Raw genomic sequence first — 19,464 nt, 5'->3', positions numbered from 1 at the left:
GGGGCACTTTCGCGTGTGGAGGCCGGGCAGCGGGTACCACCTGCGCGTGTACGCCGATGACTTGCTCCGGCCGTGGGCGCAGGCGCTCCTCGACGCCGTTCCCGACCTGTTCGTGTTCGACATTCACACCCATGTGGGTGACGCCGACCCCAGTGGGTTCACCGCGACCGTGGACGACGTGGTCGGTGCGCTCGGTGTGGTGGGCGCCCGGGCGGCGGTTTTCCCGCTCTCGGAGCCCTCCGGGTACCGCGCGGCGAACGAGGCGGTGCGCGCCGCTGCGGCGGCGCACCCGGAACTCGTGCCGTTCTGCCGCCTCCGCCCCGACGACGACCCGGTGGCGGAGGCCGAGCGGAGCACCGGGGCGGGCGCCAGGGGCATCAAGCTGCACCCGGCCAGCGACTCCTTCTCCCTGTTCGACGACCGGCTCGACGGCGTGTTCGACCTGGCCGAGCGGGAGCGGTTGCCGGTGGTGGTGCACTCGGGTCCGGAGAGCGAACCCTTCGGCGAGGCGCTGGTGGACCTGCTCACAGCACGCCCGGAGCTGCGCGTGGTCCTCGCCCACGCGGGTCTGACCGACCTGGCCTGGCTCGCCGGGCGGGTGGTGGAGTTCCCGAACCTGCTCTTCGACACCTCGTGGTGGAGCCCCAGCGACCTGCTGACGCTGTTCGCGCGGGTTCCACCCGGCCGCATCCTGCTCGGCAGCGACATCCCCTACGCCACCCCGTTGTGGGCGGTGCACACCACGATCCGGTGCGCGCTGTACTCGGGGCTCGACCGGGACCAGATCGCCTGCGTGGTCGGCGGGCAGGCTGCGCGTCTCGTCGCCGGTGAGGACCTGCTCGACGTCGGACCGGCCCCGGGTGGACCGGCGCCGCTGGACCCGCTCCTGGAACGCCTCTACGTCTACCTGGCCGCCGCCGTCGAGGCGGTGAAGCGCGGCGAGTCCCCCGGCGACACCCTCCCCCTGGCCCGGCACAGCTGCCGGGTCCCCGCCACCCACCCCCACCACGACCTGACCGACTCGGTGCTGGCCCTGCTCGACCGGTTCGAGAAGCACAACGCCCACGCCGAGACCGACAACACCTACGCCGCGGGCTGGGACCTGATGGCCGCCGCGACCGTCGTGACCCGAACCCCCGGACCCCCGCTGCCCGCGTTGTGAGCACCGACAGCGAGATCCGACCAACCCCGGGATGACCACTGACGGCAAGAGCTGACCAACCCCGGGGTCAAGCCGAATAGCCAAGGCCCGACCACTCGTCGTGGTCGGGCCTTGGCGAAAATCGAGCACCACCGGCGATCCCAGCCCGGGGCGCGGTGAGCGCCGGGGGTCAGCCGCCGCTCGCGGCCTGCCGCACACCGGACTTGGCGTCCGCCGCGCTGGACTGGGCCGTTTCGCGCACGTCCTGCGCCGCCTCGGTCGCGGTGCCCTTGACCTGCTCCACCGCCTGCTGCGCGGAGTCGCGCAGGTCGCCGCCGACGTCCTTGGCGACCTCGGTGGCGGCTTGGCGCAGCGGCTCCACCATGTCCTGGGTCTGCTCGCGGACCTGGACGGCCGCGCGCTTCTCCACCTTGGTGGCGGGGGCCAGCGACGCGGCGATCAAGCCCGCGCCGAAGGCGATCAGGCCCGCGGCGAGCGGGCTGCCCTGGGTCTGGCGCTTGATCGCGTCCGGGGCGGCCTTGACCGCCTCGGCGGTCTGCTGGGCGGCGTGCTGGGTCGACTCGGCGACCTGGCGGGACTGGTCGCGCACGACATCCACGGTGCCGCCGGGGCCGTCCCCGGGGGTGTACTCGTCCGCCACGCCCATCACCTTGTCCTTCATCCGGCGCAGGCCGCCGCGGGCGCGGTCCACCCGGCGGTTCACGATGCGGCCGGGGCTCGTGCGGTCCACCAGGCGGTCGACGTCGTGGGTCAGCTCCGCCCTGGTCTGCTCGATGCCCTGCCTCAGCTGGTCGGGTGTCGTACCCATGCCGCGTCCTCCTTGAGGGTTTCGATCGTCTGCTCGGGTTTGGGGTTGACCTCGCGCATGGCGGAGCGGCCGCGCAAGAACAGCAGCGCCCCCGCGATCCCCCACAGCACGGCCACCAGCAGGGTGGCCCAGCCGAGGTCCATCACGTTCGACAGTCCATAGGCGAGGGCGAAGCTCAGCAGCAGCGCCACCATGTACCCGGCGAAGCCCGCGCCACCGAGCATCCCGGCCGCCCGGCCCGCCTTGCTCGCCTCGGCCTTGATCTCCACCTTGGCCAGCTCGATCTCCTGGCGCAGCAGTCGGGTCATGTCCGAGGTGATCTCGCTGATCAGTTCACCGAGGCTCGGCTCGGCATTCGACCCGGTCGGTTCGGCGCCCACCGCGTGGGCACCGGTCCGCGCGTACGGGTCGGTCCGCGCGTACGGGTCGGTCACTGCCGCCTCCCCTCGGTCCCGGCGGGCGGCATGGAGTAACCGGTGCCCGGGGTGGAGTACCCGGTGCCCGGCGTGGAGTAGCCGGGGTCGGGGGTGCCGTAGCCGGTGGTGGGCGTGGCGTACTGCGGGCTGCCGGGAACGCCCATGGGCGGGGTGTTCACGTCGTACGGCGACGGGGCGCCGGGCTGCGGCGGCACGTAGGCGCCCTGCTCGTAGGGCTGCGCGCCGTACTCCGGCACGGCGGCGTGGCGGGCGCCGGTGGGCTGCGCGGCGGGGGTGGTCGGCGTGACCCGGTCCGAGCCGCTGTCGCTGGTCGCGCTGAGCCCCTTGGCGAGCCTGCCGACGGCGAACCCGGCGAGGGCCGTGCCGAACAGGAACGCCACGGGCCTGCGGCGGGCGAAGGACCGGACCTCGTTGAGCAGCTCGTCCGGGCTGCCGTGCTCCAGCCGGTCGGCCAACTGCTTGCCCTGCTGGGAAACCTGCATCACCAGGGACTTGGCCGGGGAGTCCGAATCGGACCGCTCGGCCATGGCGGACAGGTCGTCGACCCAGGTCCGCAGGACCTCGCCCGCCCGGCCGGTCTGCTTGCGGGCCTCCTCGGTGAGGCGCTGCTGCGCCTCGCCGATCAGGTTGCCCGCCTGATCCTTGGTCTCGGACACGACGTCACCGAGCCGGTCCTTGGCGGTCCCCGCGACCTGCGCGCCGGACTCCTTGACCGTGGACGCCGCGTCGGCGGCCCGTTCGGACACGCCGCCCGCGCCGTCGGTCGACCGACCGTCCTGTCCGTAACCGGACTGCGCTGGGTACTGGTCCACTGGCTTCCTCCTCGATTTCACGGGTGCAGCCCACACTGCGGTCGAAACGCGCCGATGCGGGGAGCCGTCCGGCTCGCCCCCCGGTCGGGGCCGCGCCCTCGTGGATGGGATGCGGTGTGCGAAGTGCTGGGGTGATTCCCGGTGTCGGGACTTTCATGCATTTCTCCCCCGAACGATTCGATCCGGGTGAGCCCCGCTGGTCGATGGTTGGTCCGGACGCCGCCTGGTTATCCCGGTGCCAGAACCGAGGAGGAGCACAGGGAACATGGCACAGGACCAGTACGCACAGCAGGACCCGCGCACCCAGTACCCCCGACCGGAGGAACAGCGGGGGCAGGAGCAGGAACACCCCGGCAGCGGGGCGGGCATGTCGCCGAAGCCGGACCACGGCGAGGAGTCCTACCGCGGCAGCGGCAGGCTCACCGGTCGCCGCGCGATCATCACCGGCGGGGACTCCGGCATCGGCCGGGCCGTGGCGATCGCCTTCGCCAGGGAGGGCGCCGACGTCCTGCTGTCCTACCTGCCCGAGGAGCAGCGGGACGCCGAGGCGACCGCGGAGGTCGTCCGGGCCGCGGGCCGCACGGCGGTGCTGGTCCCCGGGGACGTCCGCGAGGAGGAGCAGTGCGGGCGGATCGTGGCGGAGGCGGTGCGCGGGCTGGGCGGGGTCGACGTGCTGGTGAACAACGCCGCCTACCAGATGGCCCAGGAGGGCGGCCTGCTCGACATCACCACCGAGCAGTTCGACCGGGTCCTCAAGACCAACCTGTACGCCATGTTCTGGCTGTGCAAGGCCGCCGTGCCGCACCTGCGCCCGGGGTCGAGCATCATCAACACGTCTTCGATCCAGGCGTTCCAACCGTCGCCGGAGCTGCTGGACTACGCCACGACCAAGGGCGCGATCGTCAACTTCACCAAGGGTCTGGCCCAAGACCTCGCGGGCAAGGGGATCAGGGTCAACAGCGTCGCGCCAGGGCCGGTCTGGACGCCGCTGATCCCGGCCACCATGCCCGCGGAGAAGGTGTCCTCCTTCGGCGGTCAGACGCCCCTGGGCCGCGCGGCCCAGCCCGCCGAGCTGGCGCCGCCGTTCGTGTTCTTCGCCTCGCAGGAGTCGAGCTACGTCACCGGTGAGGTGCTCGCGGTGACCGGCGGCCAGCCGATCACCTGAGCCTGTGTCCTGTCCCTCCGGCGATCCCCCGCCGGAGGGACAGGACAGCGCCCAGTCACCACCGGTGATTTCGGATGGATCGCTTCACCCATCAATCGGAGTAGCACCCACCAATTGGGGGTATATACCCCTGCGTGGTACCAGTTGAGCACGAAGAAACAGCGGCATCCCCCCGCGCGCGCACGCCCGAGACGGTCGGTGTGGCAGGCATCAGAGCGGTGACCACGCCCGGGACGCCGTCCCCCCGTGACGACACCGCTGGGGCACGGGTGATCGCGTACCGCCCGGACATCGGCGTGGCCCTGCTCCGGGGCGACCTCGACCTGACCGCCGAGCAGTCGGTCCGGGACGTCCTCGCCGCCCTGCTGGAACCGACCGCCATCCTGGACCTGACCTCGGTCGGGCTGCTCTCGGCGTCCTGCCTCGGCCTGGTCGTGCGGGAGGCCGGGGAGCGGCAGCGGCGCGGTCACGCGCTGGCGCTGGTGGCCGGTGACGGGCTCGCCCTCCGCGTGCTGCGGATCAGCGGCGCGGACACGTGGATCCCGGTGTTCCCCTCCCTGTCCGACGCGGTCCGGGAAGTGGACTCGTGGGCATCGGACCAGGTGGCGGCCGGTTCACCGCACCGCACCCACTCGCCGGGATGAGCTGTGGTCGGGTCCGGATGGCGACCCGACCACAGCAGCGACCTGACACGCAGCGACCCCCACCCAGCGGACGGGTGGGGGCGCGGGTGCGTCCGCCGGGACCGGCTCAGCCGGTGGCCGAGGCCCGCCTCGGCGAAGCCACCAGCAGGCCCAGTGCCAGCATGCCGATGCCGAGTACCAGGTGCAGCCAGTTGTCGGCGCTGTTCACCGGGACGAAGTTCGCGGCGCTGTCGTGGTCGATGAACAGCCCGTAGAGCCACAGCAGCAGGTAGATCGCGCCGCCACCGAGGAGGAAGGCGCGCGCCCCGGACAAGGTGCGCGCCAGCACCAGGCCCGCGACGCCGAAGGCGAGGTGGACCAGGTTGTGCAGCACGGAGACCTCGAAGATCCCGAGCAGCTTCGCCGACGAGCCGTGCCCGGCGAAGGTGAGCTGGTCGAAGTCGGTGGTCACCCCGGGGATGAACCCGAGGATGCCCACGAGCAGGAATATAGCGCCGACCACGGTGGCCGCGAGCTGACCGGGGTGGCGGGTGGTCCGGGCGGTGCGCGAAGCGGACATGTCGTCTCCTCGTGACGGGTGTGTGGTGCGAATACCCGGCAGACGCCGCTTGATTCACCCCCCCGGGATCGGCTGTACCGGCGAACGGGTGAACAGTGCGCCGATCGCCTCCGCGTGCGGCGCGCAGCCGTCACTCCGTGCGGCGTGCGACGTCCGCGACGAACCGCTCGGCGACGTGGCGCAGCTTCACGTTCTCCTGCTGGGACCGCGCGACCAGGAGCCGGAACGCCTCCTCCGCGCTGACACTCCGGATGGCCATCAGCATCCCCTTGGCCTGGTCGATGACCGACCGGGAGTCCAGCGCGGTGCGGAGCTGGTCGACGGCCCGCTGGGCGGACAGGTACCGCTGGTGCCCGCGCAGCGCGGCCTCGACGGCTGTTGTGTAGAGGTCGAGCAGCCGCTCGTCGAGTTCGGCGAAACCGTGGCCGTGGGCGCTGTAGCAGTTGATCCCCCCCGCGTGGCCGTCGCCGAGGACCAGGGGCGCGGAGAGGAAGCTGCCCATGCCCGCCCGGCGCGCCTCGTCGGCGAACTCCGGCCACGACCGGGTGGCGTCCCCCAGGGTCGCCCGGATCAGCATCCCCTCCTCGGCCGCCGTCAGGCACGGCCCGGCGCCCAGGTCGTACTGGCGCAGGTCGAGCCGGGTGGCGACCTCGCTGGTCGAGGCCGCGGTGTGCGGTGCGCCGTCACGCAGCAGAGTGACGGTGGCGGCGTCGACCCCGGGAACCGCCCTGGTCACCTGGTCGCACACCCGCCCCAGCAGGTCGTTCAGGTCCTCCTCGGTGTCCAGGCACTCGGTCAGCGCCGCCAGTGCCCCGGTGACCTCGTCGAGCACCGCGGGCCACGCCCGCGAGGGGTCGACCGGAGGATCAGGGTGCCCCATCACAACTCCCAGCGCCGAGACGCGTTCGGCGCACCGGCCTGCCCGGGTCCCCACACGTCCTCTCAACACCACTTACCCCCTGACGGTGGGTCGCAGTCATCACGACGACGTCGAATCAACAGGGGTTCAACTCCCGCCCGGGCGGGTAGACCCGTGCGTGTCGGGGATTGCTGTGCGCGACCACCGGTGCGGTGTCCGGGGAGCCCGGGGCTCCAGTGGGTGGTGAAAGAGGGAAGGTATGGACGCGAAGCTGCCGCTCGCCGACGAACTGGCGGCCGTGTCCCTGCGGATGTCGGGGCTGCTGCTGTCCAGGGAGACGGTCGGCTCGGTGCTCGACTTGATCACGTCGCTGGCCAGGGACACCGTCGCGGGCAGCACCGGCTCGGGCACGACGCTGATCGACCCCGACGGGAGCCGGACCAGCGCCGCGGCCACCGATCCGATGGTGGAGGCGGCCGACGGGTTGCAGTACGAGAGCGGTGAGGGCCCCTGCCTCACGGCGTGGGCGCGGCGCACGACCATCCGGGTTGACGACCTCGACGACCCCGCCGTGGCGGCCAGGTGGCCCCGGTGGACCGAGGCGGCCCGACCGCTCGGCGTCGCGGCGGTGCTCAGCGCGCCGCTGGTGGCCGGGGGCGAGGCGCTGGGGGCGATGAAGGTGTACGCGGACCGCCCGAACACCTTCGGCCCGCACGACGAGCACCTGATGGAGCGGTTCGCCGCCCAGGCCGCGATCCTGCTGGCCAACGTGCGCACGGTCGAGCAGGCGCAGCGGCTGAGCACCGACCTGGTCGACACCATGCGCACGCGGGACGTGGTGAACATCGCCAAGGGGATGGTCATGGCCGAGGACGGGGTGGGCGAGGACGCGGCGTTCACCGCGCTGGCCCGTTCCGCGCGACACCAGCAGCGCCCGCTGGGGGACCTGGCCCGGTCACTGGTCGAGGCCGAGCGGGCTTAGGGGTGGATCCGATGAACGCGTTCCCGGAGCACGGTCCCGACGAGCAGTGGCGGCACGTGTCCGCCGCGTTCGAGCAGACCAGCCTGCCGCTGGAATAGCTGTGGCTGCGGTACTTCTCCATCGGCGGCACGATGGGGCTGATGGAGGTGGAGGCCTACCTGCACGGGCTGATGCCGATGCCCGTTCCGCAGCGGGACATGCTGGCCCACGCCATCAACGAGCGGCTCAACGAGATCGACGTCCCGCAGAGCGCGCCCTACAGCCTCGACCCCGTGCCGGACACCCCGGTCGCGGACCCGTTGACCGCGCTGGTGCGGCTCCTGGAGGGCGCGCACCGCACGCCACCGGAAGCCATCCCCGCGGTCGCGGCGTCCGCCGCGGAAGCCCTGGGCCTGGGGTTGACCATCTACCTGGTCGACCGCGAGCAGCACGCGCTGCACCCCTTCGTGGGTGCTCTGGAGCGGCGCCGGGTGCCGCTGCCGCTGGACACCGGGGCCGCGGGCACGGCGTTCCGGCAGGTGCGGTCCACGTACGCGCGCAACGCCGTCCACTCCCCCCTGTGGATGCCACTGCTCGACGGCGCCGACCGGTTGGGCGTGCTCAAGGTGACCGCCCGGGACGGGGCCGACCTTGAGGACCCGGAGCTGCGCACCCAGTGCCGCTGGCTGTCCGTCCTCATCGGGCACGTCGTCGCGGCGGCCGAGCGGTACGGCGACGGCGTGCGGCGGGCTCGGCAGCCCACGGCCCCTGGTTCACTGCTCGTCCGGGAGCTGTTGCCCCCGCTGACGGCGGGCACCGACGAACTGGTGCTCACCGGCATGGTGGAGACCTGCGGCGACCTGGCGTGCGACGCCTTCGACCACAGCGTCTCGAACGCCACGGCGTCGCTGGCGATCTTCGACGCGGGGGTCGGTGACGGCCGCGGCGGGCTGCTCGTCGCCACCGCGGTGGCCGCCTACCGCGGCGCCCGCCGGGCCGGGCTGGACCTGCCCGGGCAGGCCCACGCCATCACCGGCGCACTCACCGCCACCTTCCCGACCGGGGCAGCGGTCTCCGGTGTGCTGGCCGAGGTGGACCTGGGCTCAGGCGCACTGCGCTACCTCAACGCCGGTCACAGCGACCCACTGATCATGCGCTCCGACGGCGCGGCGGACGACCTCCCGCGCGGCCAAGGCCCCGCGTTCGGCCTGGGCCCCGCCCCGACACCCGCCACGGGCCTGCTCAACCCCGGCGACTGCCTGCTGCTCCACACCGACGGGGTGACCGACGGCCGCGACGCCACCGGAAGCCAGTTCGGCCGAACCCGGATGTCGCAATGCCTGCGCGACGGCGTACTGACCCGGGACCCGGCCCCGGAAACCGCGCGCCGCATCGTCCACGCCGCCCTGGCCCACCAGGGCGGTGTGCCCGAAGACGACGCCGCGGTGGTCCTGGCCCACCGCACCGGGACACCCACCCGACGAACGGGGTAGCCCGGGAGCCAGGACGGTCTCCAGGACCTGTCCTCGCGGCCGCCGACCTATTCGGCCACCCCGGCGACCGTCAGCACACGGCCTAGTTGAGTGATCGGGCGTTGCCCGCCACGGAAACCGGGCGGGGGCGCTCCGCGACGAGGTGGTGGACCAAGCCGCTGATGGCCGGGGACGGGTCCAGCCCGAGTTCGCGTCGGACGAGCGCCCGGTAGTGGTGGAACTGCCGCACCGCCTCCGCTGGGTTCCCGTCAGCCAGGTGCAACTCCACCAAAGCCCGGTGCGCGCTCTCCCGCAGCGGATCGACCCGCACAGCGGCCACAGCGGTCTTGTGCGCCAGGTAGAGATCCCCAGCACGGCGATACCGCTCACTGAGCATCTCCAACGTCCGCAGCCGCACCTGCCGGAACCACTCCCGCTCCTGCGCCACCCACGGCTCGTCCCACCCCGGCAGCAACTCCCCACCGAGCAGCCCGGAAGGCACCTCCGGCCCGGGGATCCCGTGGTCGCACGGTTCATGGGCCAGCGCGCGAACCGTCCACACGTCGACCGACACCGCGCGGTGCGCGGCGAGGGTGTCCCCGGCAGTGGTGACCAGCGGGAGCTGCCACTTCATCAGCCGCCACAGCGTCGAGCGCAGGCAGGCCGAGGCCCGCGTCGGGGTGGCACCGGGCCACAGGCTCCGCGCGGCGGCAGCGCGGCTCACCGGTTCGGCGTGCAGCACCAGGTAGGCCAGCAGCCGCTGGGCTCCCGGCACGACCGGCACCGCGGTCTCCCCGACCGTCAGCCCGAAACCTCCCAGCAGGCGCAGCCGGGGACAGTCCGCGTGGCTTTCCGGGGATTGCGTGGCCATCGCTACCTCACCTCACGTCGAGCCCGTCTCGCCCCGGGTGCCCACAAATCCGGTCATCCAACGTGTGGCGCACTTATTTTTCCGGTGCCCGGAGCAGCGGGGAGAACGGCGCGGTGACGCACCGGTGTTGTCGTCGCGGCGGTGCGGCGACAGGGCGTTCCTAGCGTCGGAGCCGACCACTTCCCGTCGGCGGCCCCGGCCGCCGAGCAGAGCAGAGCAGGAGTGCGCATGTTCACCCACACCTCCCGACTTCAGTTCGAGGCGAAGCCGCAGGCGCCGGACCCCGTCTTCGCCCGCAAGCTCCAGGAGCTGATCGGCGGCGCCTACGGCGAGATGACCGTGACGATGCAGTACCTGTTCCAGGGCTGGAACTGCCGGATGGAGGGCAAGTACAAGGACCTGATCATGGACGTGGCCACCGAGGAGATCGGCCACGTGGAGATGCTGGCCACGATGGTGGCCCGGCTGCTGGAGGGCGCCCCCTCCGAGACCACGGCGGCCATGGTGGGCGACGACCCGGTGCTGGCCGCGATCGTCGGCGGCATGGACCCGCAGCAGGCGATCGTCAGCGGCGGCGGGCCGACGCTGTCCGACAGCAACGGGGTGCCGTGGAACGGCCGCTTCATCGTCGCCAGCGGCAACCTGATGGCCGACTTCCGGGCGAACGTGGCCGCCGAGGCCCAGGGCAGGCTCCAGACCGCCCGGCTCTACAACATGACCGACGACCCGGGCGTCAAGGAGATGCTGCGGTTCAACCTCGCCCGCGACACCGCCCACCAGAACATGTGGCTCGCCGCGATCGAGGAGTTGCAGGAGGACGGCCTGGAGGGGCCGATCACCCCGAGCGCCCTGTTCGACGAGGAGAACCAGGAGCACGCGGGCACCATCTGGCACCTGTCCGACGGCACCCACGGCGCCGAGGGCCGGTGGGCGAGCGGGCCCGCGCCGGACGGGGTGCACGAGTTCTCCTACCTCCAGGAGGCTCCCCCGCTGGGCGACAAGGCGTCCGCGCCCAAGCCCGACCCGCTGCTGTACGCGACCAGCCCGGCGAACCTGGGCCTGATCGAGAAGGCCATCCGCAAGCTCACCCCGTGAGGTCACCCGCGCGGCCGCGCCACCCCCGGTGGTGCGGCCGCGCGACCGCGCCCGGTCCGCGCCACCAGGAGAAACCGATGGTCGATTCCGTCCTCAACCACCCGTCCCTCCCCCTCGGTGCCCGCGCCCGGGAGCCCGTCCGCGCCCGGCTGCGGTCGGTGGGGGCGCTGATGGGCCCGGCGTTCGTGGTGGCCGTGGCCTACGTGGACCCGGGCAACTTCGCCACCAACATGGCCGGTGGGGCGCAGTACGGGCACCTGCTGCTGTGGGTCATCGTGTCCGCCAGCGCGACCGCCGTGTTCGTGCAGTACCTCTCGGCGAAGCTCGGGGTGGCCACCGGGCGCAACCTGCCCGAGCTGTGCCGCGAGCACTACCCCCGGCCGGTGGTGCGCGGGCTGTGGGTGCAGGCTGAGCTGGTCACGATGGCCACCGACCTGGCCGAGTTCGTCGGCGCCGCGGTCGCCCTGAACCTGCTCTTCGGCATCCCGCTGCTGCCCGCCGCGGTCCTCACCGCCGTGGTGTCGCTGGCGATCCTGGGCTTGGCCCCGCTGCGGCGCAGGCGGTTCGAGAAAATCATCGTGACCCTGCTGAGCATAGTTCTGGCCGGTTTCGTCTACCAGACGCTGCAACTGGGGCCGCTCACCGACGCCGGGGCGGGCCTGGTGCCCGGGTTCGCGGGGGTGGACAGCGTGCTGCTCGCCACCGGGATGCTCGGCGCCACAGTGATGCCGCACGCGATCTACCTGCACTCGGCGCTGACCCAACACCGGTCCGACCCCGACCCGGCGCAGCGCAGGCGCACCCTGCGCGCCACCGTCGTGGACCTCGGGGCCGCGCTGGGGATCGCGGGCCTGGTCAACGTCAGCATGCTGCTCATCGCCGCGGACGCGCTGCACGGCAGCGCCCTGCCGTCGGACACGCTGGAGGACATGCACGGCAGCCTCGGCACCACCCTGGGCCCGGCGGCCGGGGTGGCCTTCGCGGTGGCCCTGCTGGCCTCCGGCCTGGCCGCCTCCAGCGTCGGCACCTACTCCGGCGAGGTGGTGATGGCGGGCTTCCTGCGCAGGCGGGTCCCGCTGCTGCTGCGCCGGGTGGTCACCATGGCCCCCGCGCTGGCCGTGCTGGCCGCCGGGGTCGACCCGATGCGCGCGCTGGTGCTCAGCCAGGTGGTCCTCTCCTTCGGCATCCCGTTCGCCCTCTTCCCGCTCGTCGCCCTGAGCAGGCGCCGCGACGTCATGGGCGACCTGGTGAACCGCCGCTGGACCACCGCGGCGGGGGTGACGGCGGCCCTGTTGATCTCGGGCCTGAACCTCTTCCTGCTCCACCGCACCCTGTTCGCCTGAGCGGGCCCCGGTGGGCTCAGCCGCCGACGGGGACGGTCAGGGCGACGGTCTGGCCGCGCTCCACCCGGCGCAGGTGCCCCGGTGGCTGCCTGCGGTCGAACTCGTCGGTGAACTCCGACAGCGGGGACTTCATGATCGTGTAGTCGTTGAAGTGCACCGGGACGACCTGCCGGGGGCGCAACATCTGGACGAGGTCGACGCCCTGCCTGCCGTCCATGGTCAGCAGCAGTCCCAGGAAGCGGGTCCCGCCCAGGTGCACGACCGCCACGTCGATGCTGGGGTAGCGGTCGCGGATCTCGCGCAGTTCCCGGTGGTACAGGGTGTCGCCGCTGAGGTAGACGCGCACCGGTTCGGCGGCGGGCTCGGCCTGGTACTCCACCATCGAACCCATGACCGGGGGCAGGAGCCCGGCCAGCGGGCCCAGGGCGTGCCGGGCGGGCAGGGCGGTGACGCGCAGGGTGGCGCCCGCCTTGGTCAGCGACAGGTCGCCCCAGGTGCGCAGCGGGACCGGTTCGCGGAAACCCCAGCGGCCCAGCTTGCGGGCGGCGTGCTCGGTGGTCAGGATCGGCAGGTCGCGGGCGAGCCCGGCGCGGGCGACCCGGTCGAAGTGGTCGCCGTGCAGGTGCGACAGGACCGCGGCGTCGATCGGGGGCAGGTCGTCGATGCCGAAGGCGGGGTCGAACCGCCTGCGCGACACCAGGCCCTGGCCGATGTGGGTCCACTGGCCGCGGCGCAGGAAGTTGGGGTCGGTGAGGAGGGTGAACGGGCCGAGGCGGAGCACGGTCGTGGCATTGCCGACGAACGTGAGCGAGCAGTCGGACCGCGGTGGGGGTGTTGTCATTGCCGGGGGATTTCCCGGATTGCACCGGTCAACCGCGCCGGTTCCCCTGCCTCCCGGCGGCACTCCATTTGAAGTGTGGTGTCATCCGTTTGATGACAGTGTCAATGTCGTCAGGTGGATGACAGTTGGTATCATCCGACCATGACCGTTGACACCGTGGAGTCCCCCGGCATCGTGCCGCTGCGCACCGGCTTCGACGTCGTCCTGCGCGGGTTCGACCGCCACCAGGTCCAGTCCTACGTCGAGGCCGCGGAAGCCGATCTGCGCCTGGTCTCCGAGGACCGCGACGCGGCCGTGGCGCAGGCCCAGCACCTGGCGGAGGTGCTGGAGCGGACCAGGGCCGAGGTCAGCGAACTCACCGAACGCCTCGAACGGGTCTGCCGCTCCCCCGTCGACGCCGACGGGCTCTCCGAACGGCTGCGCCGCCTGGCCGAGCTGGCGCACGCCGAAGCGGAGGAGATCACCTCGCGCGCCCGCGCCGCCGCCGAGCAGCAGTGGTCCACCGCGCGGGAGGCCACCTTGCGGTTGCGCGAGCGGCACGAGCAGGTGATCGCCGACCTCGACCGGCGGCGGGCGGAGATGGAGGCCGAGCACCGCGAGCTGATGCGGCGGGCGCACGCCGACGTCGAGGAGACGACCCGCCGGGCGGAGGCGGCGCGGCGCGGCCTCGACGAGCGGGCGGCCCGCCTGCGGGCGCGGGCCGACGCGGACTTCGAGACCGCGCTGGCGGCCCGCAGGCGGGAGGCGGACCGGGAGATCGCCGAGCGGCTCACCGGGGCCCGGGCCGAGGCGGCGCGGATCGTGGCCGCCGCCCGGACCGAGGCCGGGCAGCTGCTCGACGAGGCACGCGCGGAAGCCGCGCTGATGCGCTCCCACCGCGATCGGGTCGCCCGCTCACTGCGTGAGGCCCAGGCGCTGCTCACCGCGGCCGAACCACTGCTGGCCGACCCACCCGAGCCCCGGCCCGGCCCGACCGGGGGCCAGTCCGCCCCGGCAAGGGACCAGCTCAGCCCCACCGGGGCCCAGCCGCACCCAGCCGGGGACCGACTCGGCCCCACCGATCCCCGGCCCCGCCCAACCGGAGATCAGCCTCATCCGACCAGGGACCAGCACCGCCCATCCGGGGAACGGCCCCACCCAGCCGCAGAACGGCTCGACCCACCCGCAGAGCGGCATGGCCCGGCCGGGAACCGCCTCGAACCACCTCAGGGCCGGTTCGACCCGCCTCGGCAGGCCGGGAAGCCGTCCCGGACCCCGGCGTTGGCCGGGGTTCCCGCCGCGGTGGCGAGCTGACCCGACCCGGGCACGTGCGTTTGATCGACAGCGCACCGGGCAACCGGAGTACCGAGACCGGTGAAAGGACGAATCGCGATGACTGCTGGAGACGTGGCGGCGACGGTGACGACGGTTGTGGTGCTCGACCCGGCGGACACCAAGCCGCACAGCGACCTGCCCGGGACCTGGCGGGAGTTCGCCGAGCAGCGGAACGTGGTGTGGATCGGCGGGGAGACCGACCCGCTGCACCGCTGGGACGCCGTGCTGGCGGACGTGACCGGCCCGTACGCGGTGGTGGCGGGCGGCCCGGAGGCGGAGGTCGCGCTGACGGTCGCCGAGCGGAGCGGTCGTCCGCCCGCGGTGGTGCTGCTGGTCGACCCGGGTGCGGACGACGCAGCGCCGGGGAGTCCGGCGTTGGCGGCGAACGAGGCGTGGCTGCGGCGCACCACCCGGCGCCGCGAGGACCTGATCTCGGCGGGCACCGACGTGCGCCTGGTCGCGGCCAGCACCGGCGGCGCGCAGGACCGGGTCAACGCGCCGCTGCCGCTGGGGCACCCGGACGTCGTGGCCGCCGTCGAGACGGCGCTCGGTGCCGCCCCCGTCCTGACCCCCGCCGCCGAACGCGAGCCCGACATCGACTCCTACGACGACCCGGAGGACTTCGCCGACGCGGTCGGGGTCGACCCGACGCCGGAGCAGGTCGACGAGTACCGCGAGCACGTGGAGCAGCGGCCCGGGAGCGCCTGAGCGCCGTCAGGTCACCGGGCCGCGAGCAGGCCCGCGACGGCGTCCGCGCTGTCGGGGCGGCGGTCGAACAGCGGCAGCAGGCCGGTGAGCTCCAGCAGGCGGAGCATCATCGGCCTGCACCCCGTCAACACCAGGGGGAAGTCCAGCTTCATGGCCCTGTCCCTCGCCTCCATGAACCACGCGAGGCCCGCCGACCCGCAGAAGGCGACTCCGGCCAGGTCGATCACCAAGCCCGGGGTGGTGGGGGTGAACAGGGGTGCCGCGGCTCGGTCCAGCAGCGGCACGGTTGCCACGTCGAGGTCACCGCTGAGGACCGCGACGGGAACGTCGCCCACGTGGTCGACGCGGATGTCGAAGAGCCGTGGTGTGGTGTTCTCGCTGTTCATGGCACCCGTTTTCGTCAGGGCACGCTTCGCAGGCCACGAGCTGTGGGCTCAACACGCGACGCACAATCCACATACCGTGTCTACCGCCTTCCCACGCACGCTAACCCCCCGCACCGGACATGGCAAAGGGCGGTGTGGCCTCACGCACTCCTTCACCCATTCGGGCGACCGCTGACGACCGAAGGGTGTACCCCGGTCCACGCTGTCGAACGTGGCTGGGAGCGCTGGTCTCAGGCACCGGAGCCCGGTGCCGCGGCCTCGTCCGGCCGCGGAGTTTGCGAGCGCGGCGGCGGGGTAGACCAGGCCCCGTGATCACCCCGGAGGAACGCACCGAGCCATCGCGGCCCCCCGAGCCGGAGAGCGCGGGACGCCGGGGGTGGTCGTCCTGGGTGCGCGGCGGGTTCGCGGCCCTGGGTCGGGCGCGGTCGGCGCCCGCGTTCCACCCCTCGGGCCGGGTGCTGACTGGTCGGATCAGCGCGGTCGACGGCTGCCCGCCCTGGTTTCCCCTGCCGGTGGAACCGACCCCGGCGCTGGTCCGCGTGTCCAAGGGCGTCGGCCTCCCCGGCGGAGCGCCGGACATCCTCGGCCTCGGGATCCGGACGACCGTGGACGGCCTGCCGTGGGACCTGCTGCTGTCGAGCTGCGGGCCGGGCCCGCTGCGCGGGCTGCCGTTCCCCGGGCTCGGCTGGGACCGGGCCCACTACAGCAGCATCGTGGCGCTGGTGGGTGACGGCGGCCGGGGTGTGCTGCGCGCCGTGCCGCGCGGACTGCCGTCCGGAGCGCGGCTCGACGCGGTCGTTCCCGCGCTCCCCTTCGGCTGGGACCTCCGGTTGGGCGGTGTGCGGGTCGGGCGGCTCGACGTCACCGCGCGGGCCGACGAGGAGATCAGCTTCGACCCCCTGGGCAACGCGGCCGGGTTGGGCACGTCGCCGCGGTGGCTCACCGCCCTCCGCAAGCCCGCCTACGTGGGCAGCCAGGAGGGGCGCCACGCCGCCGAACCCGGCACCCGCCGCTGAGGCTGAGACCGGCCACAGCAGCGGTTCAGGCGGCCGCGGTTCAGGGGGTGCGGCGGAAGACGGCGGTGAAGGTGGCGGGGCTGTCCTCGGTGAGCGTCACCCGATCGGCGAATCCGCTGACGACCATCCACTCCCGGGCGTCCGGGCCGCGGCCCCGCAGGGTCTCCTCGGTCCAGGAGAAGTGGTCGACCGCTGTCAGCACCACGGAGTCGTCGTCGACGTGCAGCGCGACCTCGGCCTCCAGGGTCACCAGCCGGTTCTCCCGGCGGCGCCACCCGATCGCGCTGCTCAGCGCGGTGTCGAGCACCCAGACCACGGCGTCGCTCAGCTCCTGCTGCACCGCGAACCCGCCGAGCACCGCCCGCACCCGCGCCCGGGTCGAACGCAGCACCGACACCATCAGCGGCACCCGCATCGCGTACAGCAGGATGTCTTTCTGGGACATGGGCGGCGGGTTCCCCGGTCGGGTCGGTTGACACCTCGATTTTCCCGGCTGTATGGGGAAGGGATCCGGTGTGTCAGTGCGGGGGCCGGTGGTACCCGGCGGCCGTGACAGGGCAACGGGAACACCTCGACCTCCTGCGGCGCACCGCCGAGGCCGAGTTCGGCTGGACCAGCCTGACCGGGGAGCAGCTCACCGCGATGGCGGCGGTGATGGGCGGTGAGGACGTGCTGGTGGTCCTGCCCACGGGGGCCGGGAAGTCGGCGGTCTACCAGGTTCCCGCGCTGCTGCTGCCGGGGGTGACCGTGGTGGTGTCGCCGCTGATCGCCCTGCAACAGGACCAGATCGAGGGGCTCGACGCGGGCTCGGCGGCGGTGGCGGTGAACTCGGCTCGCTCCGCCAAGGAGAACCGCGAGGCGTGGCGGGCGGTGCGCGACGGCACGGTGCGGTACCTGTTCCTGGCACCGGAGCAACTGTCCAAGGAGGACGTGCTCGACGAACTGGCCGGGTCCGAGGTGGCCCTGTTCGTCGTCGACGAGGCGCACTGCGTCTCCGCCTGGGGCCACGACTTCCGCCCCGACTACCTGCGGCTGCACCAGGCGGTCGAGCGGTTGGGGCACCCCACGACCGTGGCGCTGACGGCCACCGCGGCGCCACCGGTGCGCGACGACATCGTCGATCGGCTGCACATGCGCCGCCCCCGGCTCGTCGTGGCGGGCTTCGACCGGCCCAACCTGCACCTGACCGTGCACACGCACACCGACGACACCGAGCGCCGCACCGCGGTGGTGCACCGGGTGCGCGAGCTGGCCGCCGACGCGGCGAGCAGACCCGGCCTGCTCTACACCGCGAGCAGGCGCGACTGCGAGGGTCACCGGGACGACCTCGCCGCGGCCGGGGTCCGCGTCGCGGCCTACCACGCGGGGATGCGCAAGGCCGACCGCGAGCAGGTGCACCGCGACTTCCTCGCCGGGGACCTCGACGTGGTGGTGGCGACCTCCGCGTTCGGCATGGGCATCGACAAGCCGGACGTGCGCTTCGTCGTGCACGCCGCCGCCCCGGAGTCGCTGGACTCCTACTACCAGCAGATCGGCCGCGCGGGCCGCGACGGCGACCCGGCCACGGTGGAGTTGTTCTACCGGGCCGAGGACATGGCGTTGCAGCGCTTCCTCACCGGGTCGCGCGTGCCGGAGGACACCATCGCGGAGGTGGTGTCCGCGGTGCGGTCCCACGGCGGGCACCTGACCCGCGCCGAGTTCACCGAGGAGGTGTCCGCCGCGCCCGCACGCCGCACCCGGGCGCTCAACCACCTCGACCAGGCCGGTGTGCTGGACGTGTCACCGTCGGGGGACCTGGACTACCGCGATCCGGAAGTCGGTCCCGGGCGGGCGATCGAGCTGGCGACCGAGGCGGCCGAGGGGCACCGGCGGATGGTCGGCTCGCGCCTGCACATGATGCGCGCCTACGCGGAGACCACGGGCTGCCGCAGGCAGCACCTGCTGGGCTACTTCGGCGAGGTGCTCGACCACCCGTGCGGGGCGTGCGACACCTGCGCGGCGGGTACGGCGAGCACCCTGACCAGGGAGGCGGCGGGCTTCGCCGTGCAGCAGGAGGTGCGGCACGCCGAGTGGGGCGCGGGCACGGTGATGTCCGTGGCGGACGACCGGGTGACCGTGCTGTTCGAGGAGCAGGGCTACCGGACGCTGTCCCTGGCGGCGGTGCAGGAGAACGACCTGCTCACCCCTGTGGGCTGACGGCACCGACCGGGGGTCGACATCCCTGTGGAACGGGATGTCGACCCCCGGTCGGTGCACTCGGTCGATCCACAGCGCTGCGGGGTGGTCAGTCGGCGTGGCGCGGGATGTCCTTGTTGGTGCCCCGGTCCGCGCGGTCACCGGCGTAGTCGCCGTCGGCGCGGCCCTCCAGCCAGGCGATCGCGATGGAGGCGAGCAGGCCAACGCCGTGCACGACGAGGATGGGCGTGTGCACCCCGGCCGGTTCGCCGGGGGCGTTGTCGATGAGCGCGACGATGTCGTAGGCCAGCAGCGCGGTGAAGACCAGGCAGCCGAACAGGCCCGCGATGCGGGCGGCCTTGCGCAGCGCGGCGAGCAGCGCCAGCAGCCCCAGCCCGATGTGCACCAGGTTGAGCAGCGTCGAACCGCCCAGGCCGCCCACGGTTCCCTCGGCCGTGGACGCGGGTGTGCTGGCGAAGCCGTCGAGTCCGCTCTGGACCAGTCCCACCACGCCCAGCACGAGCAGGACCGCGCCCAGCGCCGCGCACAACCACCGCGCGGGCGAACGCGGTGCCGCCGCGCGCTCGTGCCGACCGTCGCCCTGTCGTTCGTCCATCATCCGCCCCGCTCGTCGTGGCCATCGGTCTTCCGGTTCGGTGGGCGACGCCCCTCGGCGCGCTCGCGTCCTTTCCGGTCCGGACCGGTCTACCCCGTGGGCGCCGTCCGAACCCACCAGGAGCGGTGCTCCGCACGACAGGGCACCACCCACCTGCCACGAACGGGTGACCGGAACCACAGATGACGATCATCCAAATCGGCCTCCGGCGGTTTCGGCG

The 19,464-nt window shown here is 73.0% G+C and carries 21 protein-coding genes; 11 read left to right on the top strand and 10 right to left on the bottom strand.

Going from position 1 to position 19,464, the window contains the following annotated elements:
* Positions 1 to 46: 46 nt before the first annotated feature.
* On the top strand, positions 47 to 1,162 hold the full coding sequence (locus DFQ13_RS02490; protein WP_052020833.1) for an amidohydrolase family protein: 1,116 nt from the start codon (positions 47 to 49) through the stop codon (positions 1,160 to 1,162).
* Positions 1,163 to 1,331: 169 nt separating this feature from the next.
* Here DFQ13_RS02490 and DFQ13_RS02485 read toward each other — a convergent pair whose 3' ends face one another.
* From DFQ13_RS02485 to DFQ13_RS02475, 3 genes are read right to left on the bottom strand one after another with little or no spacing between them, the layout of a single operon-like run.
* On the bottom strand, positions 1,332 to 1,970 hold the full coding sequence (locus DFQ13_RS02485; protein WP_035279856.1) for a DUF3618 domain-containing protein: 639 nt from the start codon (positions 1,968 to 1,970) through the stop codon (positions 1,332 to 1,334).
* Positions 1,946 to 2,404, bottom strand: coding sequence for a phage holin family protein (locus DFQ13_RS02480; protein ID WP_084175359.1), 459 nt, complete (start codon positions 2,402 to 2,404; stop codon positions 1,946 to 1,948). Before DFQ13_RS02480 ends, DFQ13_RS02485 begins: the two co-directional genes overlap by 25 nt.
* Entirely contained in the window at positions 2,401 to 3,219 is an 819-nt protein-coding gene (locus DFQ13_RS02475) for a hypothetical protein (RefSeq protein WP_052020834.1), read from the bottom strand. The genes DFQ13_RS02480 and DFQ13_RS02475 overlap by 4 nt, the downstream gene beginning before the upstream one ends.
* 265 nt (positions 3,220 to 3,484) lie before the next feature.
* On the opposite strand from DFQ13_RS02475, the gene DFQ13_RS02470 reads away from it, so the two are divergent.
* Positions 3,485 to 4,384, top strand: coding sequence for an SDR family oxidoreductase (locus DFQ13_RS02470; protein ID WP_035279858.1), 900 nt, complete (start codon positions 3,485 to 3,487; stop codon positions 4,382 to 4,384).
* Between the two features lie 269 nt (positions 4,385 to 4,653).
* On the top strand, positions 4,654 to 5,028 hold the full coding sequence (locus tag DFQ13_RS02465; RefSeq protein ID WP_035279859.1) for an STAS domain-containing protein: 375 nt from the start codon (positions 4,654 to 4,656) through the stop codon (positions 5,026 to 5,028).
* Positions 5,029 to 5,134: 106 nt separating this feature from the next.
* Here the strand turns inward: DFQ13_RS02465 and DFQ13_RS02460 are convergent, their stop codons facing one another.
* Both DFQ13_RS02460 and DFQ13_RS02455 read right to left on the bottom strand, forming a co-directional pair.
* Entirely contained in the window at positions 5,135 to 5,587 is a 453-nt protein-coding gene (locus DFQ13_RS02460; protein WP_035279860.1) for a DUF4383 domain-containing protein, read from the bottom strand.
* Positions 5,588 to 5,717: 130 nt separating this feature from the next.
* On the bottom strand, positions 5,718 to 6,467 hold the full coding sequence (locus tag DFQ13_RS02455) for a GAF and ANTAR domain-containing protein (protein WP_052020835.1): 750 nt from the start codon (positions 6,465 to 6,467) through the stop codon (positions 5,718 to 5,720).
* A 238-nt stretch (positions 6,468 to 6,705) separates the two neighbouring features.
* Here DFQ13_RS02455 and DFQ13_RS02450 point away from each other — a divergent pair, with 238 nt between their 5' ends.
* Both DFQ13_RS02450 and DFQ13_RS02445 read left to right on the top strand, forming a co-directional pair.
* On the top strand, positions 6,706 to 7,428 hold the full coding sequence (locus tag DFQ13_RS02450; protein WP_035279862.1) for a GAF and ANTAR domain-containing protein: 723 nt from the start codon (positions 6,706 to 6,708) through the stop codon (positions 7,426 to 7,428).
* A 140-nt stretch (positions 7,429 to 7,568) separates the two neighbouring features.
* Positions 7,569 to 8,900: a PP2C family protein-serine/threonine phosphatase gene (locus DFQ13_RS02445; protein WP_146241045.1), complete on the top strand. Its 1,332-nt coding sequence runs from the start codon at positions 7,569 to 7,571 to the stop codon at positions 8,898 to 8,900.
* Positions 8,901 to 8,982: 82 nt separating this feature from the next.
* Here DFQ13_RS02445 and DFQ13_RS02440 read toward each other — a convergent pair whose 3' ends face one another.
* A complete protein-coding gene (locus DFQ13_RS02440) occupies positions 8,983 to 9,750 on the bottom strand; it encodes an AfsR/SARP family transcriptional regulator (protein ID WP_052020836.1) in 768 nt (255 codons plus the stop codon).
* 228 nt (positions 9,751 to 9,978) lie between these two features.
* Between DFQ13_RS02440 and DFQ13_RS02435 the strand changes: the two genes are divergently transcribed.
* Both DFQ13_RS02435 and DFQ13_RS02430 read left to right on the top strand, forming a co-directional pair.
* Positions 9,979 to 10,845, top strand: coding sequence for a manganese catalase family protein (locus tag DFQ13_RS02435; protein WP_035279864.1), 867 nt, complete (start codon positions 9,979 to 9,981; stop codon positions 10,843 to 10,845).
* 77 nt (positions 10,846 to 10,922) lie between these two features.
* Positions 10,923 to 12,188, top strand: a complete 1,266-nt coding sequence (locus tag DFQ13_RS02430) for an Nramp family divalent metal transporter (protein ID WP_035279865.1) — start codon at positions 10,923 to 10,925, stop codon at positions 12,186 to 12,188.
* Between the two features lie 16 nt (positions 12,189 to 12,204).
* Here the strand turns inward: DFQ13_RS02430 and DFQ13_RS02425 are convergent, their stop codons facing one another.
* Entirely contained in the window at positions 12,205 to 13,029 is an 825-nt protein-coding gene (locus DFQ13_RS02425; RefSeq protein ID WP_035279866.1) for an MBL fold metallo-hydrolase, read from the bottom strand.
* A gap of 141 nt (positions 13,030 to 13,170) precedes the next feature.
* Here DFQ13_RS02425 and DFQ13_RS02420 point away from each other — a divergent pair, with 141 nt between their 5' ends.
* Positions 13,171 to 14,322 carry a coiled-coil domain-containing protein gene (locus DFQ13_RS02420; RefSeq protein ID WP_052020837.1) on the top strand — a complete coding sequence of 384 codons (1,152 nt, stop codon included), beginning with the start codon at positions 13,171 to 13,173 and terminating at the stop codon, positions 14,320 to 14,322.
* Between the two features lie 78 nt (positions 14,323 to 14,400).
* Positions 14,401 to 15,051, top strand: a complete 651-nt coding sequence (locus tag DFQ13_RS02415; protein ID WP_181399835.1) for a hypothetical protein — start codon at positions 14,401 to 14,403, stop codon at positions 15,049 to 15,051.
* An 11-nt stretch (positions 15,052 to 15,062) separates the two neighbouring features.
* On the opposite strand, the gene DFQ13_RS02410 is transcribed toward DFQ13_RS02415, so the two are convergent.
* Complete coding sequence (locus DFQ13_RS02410; RefSeq protein ID WP_052020839.1) at positions 15,063 to 15,437, bottom strand: STAS domain-containing protein; 375 nt, start codon at positions 15,435 to 15,437, stop codon at positions 15,063 to 15,065.
* Between the two features lie 308 nt (positions 15,438 to 15,745).
* Here DFQ13_RS02410 and DFQ13_RS02405 point away from each other — a divergent pair, with 308 nt between their 5' ends.
* Entirely contained in the window at positions 15,746 to 16,453 is a 708-nt protein-coding gene (locus DFQ13_RS02405) for a hypothetical protein (RefSeq protein ID WP_052020840.1), read from the top strand.
* A gap of 40 nt (positions 16,454 to 16,493) precedes the next feature.
* On the opposite strand, the gene DFQ13_RS02400 is transcribed toward DFQ13_RS02405, so the two are convergent.
* On the bottom strand, positions 16,494 to 16,898 hold the full coding sequence (locus tag DFQ13_RS02400) for a hypothetical protein (protein WP_035279867.1): 405 nt from the start codon (positions 16,896 to 16,898) through the stop codon (positions 16,494 to 16,496).
* Positions 16,899 to 17,002: 104 nt separating this feature from the next.
* On the opposite strand from DFQ13_RS02400, the gene DFQ13_RS02395 reads away from it, so the two are divergent.
* A complete protein-coding gene (locus tag DFQ13_RS02395; protein ID WP_233438225.1) occupies positions 17,003 to 18,649 on the top strand; it encodes a RecQ family ATP-dependent DNA helicase in 1,647 nt (548 codons plus the stop codon).
* Positions 18,650 to 18,737: 88 nt separating this feature from the next.
* On the opposite strand, the gene DFQ13_RS02390 is transcribed toward DFQ13_RS02395, so the two are convergent.
* Positions 18,738 to 19,244: a DUF4383 domain-containing protein gene (locus DFQ13_RS02390; protein WP_219994227.1), complete on the bottom strand. Its 507-nt coding sequence runs from the start codon at positions 19,242 to 19,244 to the stop codon at positions 18,738 to 18,740.
* Positions 19,245 to 19,464: the final 220 nt, after the last annotated feature.

The organism is Actinokineospora spheciospongiae, assembly GCF_003182415.1.
Taxonomy (GTDB): domain Bacteria; phylum Actinomycetota; class Actinomycetes; order Mycobacteriales; family Pseudonocardiaceae; genus Actinokineospora; species Actinokineospora spheciospongiae.
This window is presented reverse-complemented; position numbering and strand designations above follow the sequence as displayed.

Excerpts from the sequence above, each read along its gene's own strand:
- DFQ13_RS02400 (WP_035279867.1), bottom strand. The coding sequence starts at position 16,898 with ATGTCCCAGAAAGACATCCTGCTGTACGCGATGCGGGTGCCGCTGATG.
- DFQ13_RS02460 (WP_035279860.1), bottom strand. The coding sequence starts at position 5,587 with ATGTCCGCTTCGCGCACCGCCCGGACCACCCGCCACCCCGGTCAGCTC.
- DFQ13_RS02485 (WP_035279856.1), bottom strand. The coding sequence starts at position 1,970 with ATGGGTACGACACCCGACCAGCTGAGGCAGGGCATCGAGCAGACCAGG.
- DFQ13_RS02470 (WP_035279858.1), top strand. The coding sequence starts at position 3,485 with ATGGCACAGGACCAGTACGCACAGCAGGACCCGCGCACCCAGTACCCC.
- DFQ13_RS02455 (WP_052020835.1), bottom strand. The coding sequence starts at position 6,467 with ATGGGGCACCCTGATCCTCCGGTCGACCCCTCGCGGGCGTGGCCCGCG.
- DFQ13_RS02440 (WP_052020836.1), bottom strand. The coding sequence starts at position 9,750 with ATGGCCACGCAATCCCCGGAAAGCCACGCGGACTGTCCCCGGCTGCGC.
- DFQ13_RS02420 (WP_052020837.1), top strand. The coding sequence starts at position 13,171 with ATGACCGTTGACACCGTGGAGTCCCCCGGCATCGTGCCGCTGCGCACC.
- DFQ13_RS02415 (WP_181399835.1), top strand. The coding sequence starts at position 14,401 with ATGACTGCTGGAGACGTGGCGGCGACGGTGACGACGGTTGTGGTGCTC.
- DFQ13_RS02450 (WP_035279862.1), top strand. The coding sequence starts at position 6,706 with ATGGACGCGAAGCTGCCGCTCGCCGACGAACTGGCGGCCGTGTCCCTG.
- DFQ13_RS02390 (WP_219994227.1), bottom strand. The coding sequence starts at position 19,244 with ATGGACGAACGACAGGGCGACGGTCGGCACGAGCGCGCGGCGGCACCG.
- DFQ13_RS02445 (WP_146241045.1), top strand. The coding sequence starts at position 7,569 with ATGGAGGTGGAGGCCTACCTGCACGGGCTGATGCCGATGCCCGTTCCG.
- DFQ13_RS02425 (WP_035279866.1), bottom strand. The coding sequence starts at position 13,029 with ATGACAACACCCCCACCGCGGTCCGACTGCTCGCTCACGTTCGTCGGC.
- DFQ13_RS02410 (WP_052020839.1), bottom strand. The coding sequence starts at position 15,437 with ATGAACAGCGAGAACACCACACCACGGCTCTTCGACATCCGCGTCGAC.
- DFQ13_RS02430 (WP_035279865.1), top strand. The coding sequence starts at position 10,923 with ATGGTCGATTCCGTCCTCAACCACCCGTCCCTCCCCCTCGGTGCCCGC.
- DFQ13_RS02435 (WP_035279864.1), top strand. The coding sequence starts at position 9,979 with ATGTTCACCCACACCTCCCGACTTCAGTTCGAGGCGAAGCCGCAGGCG.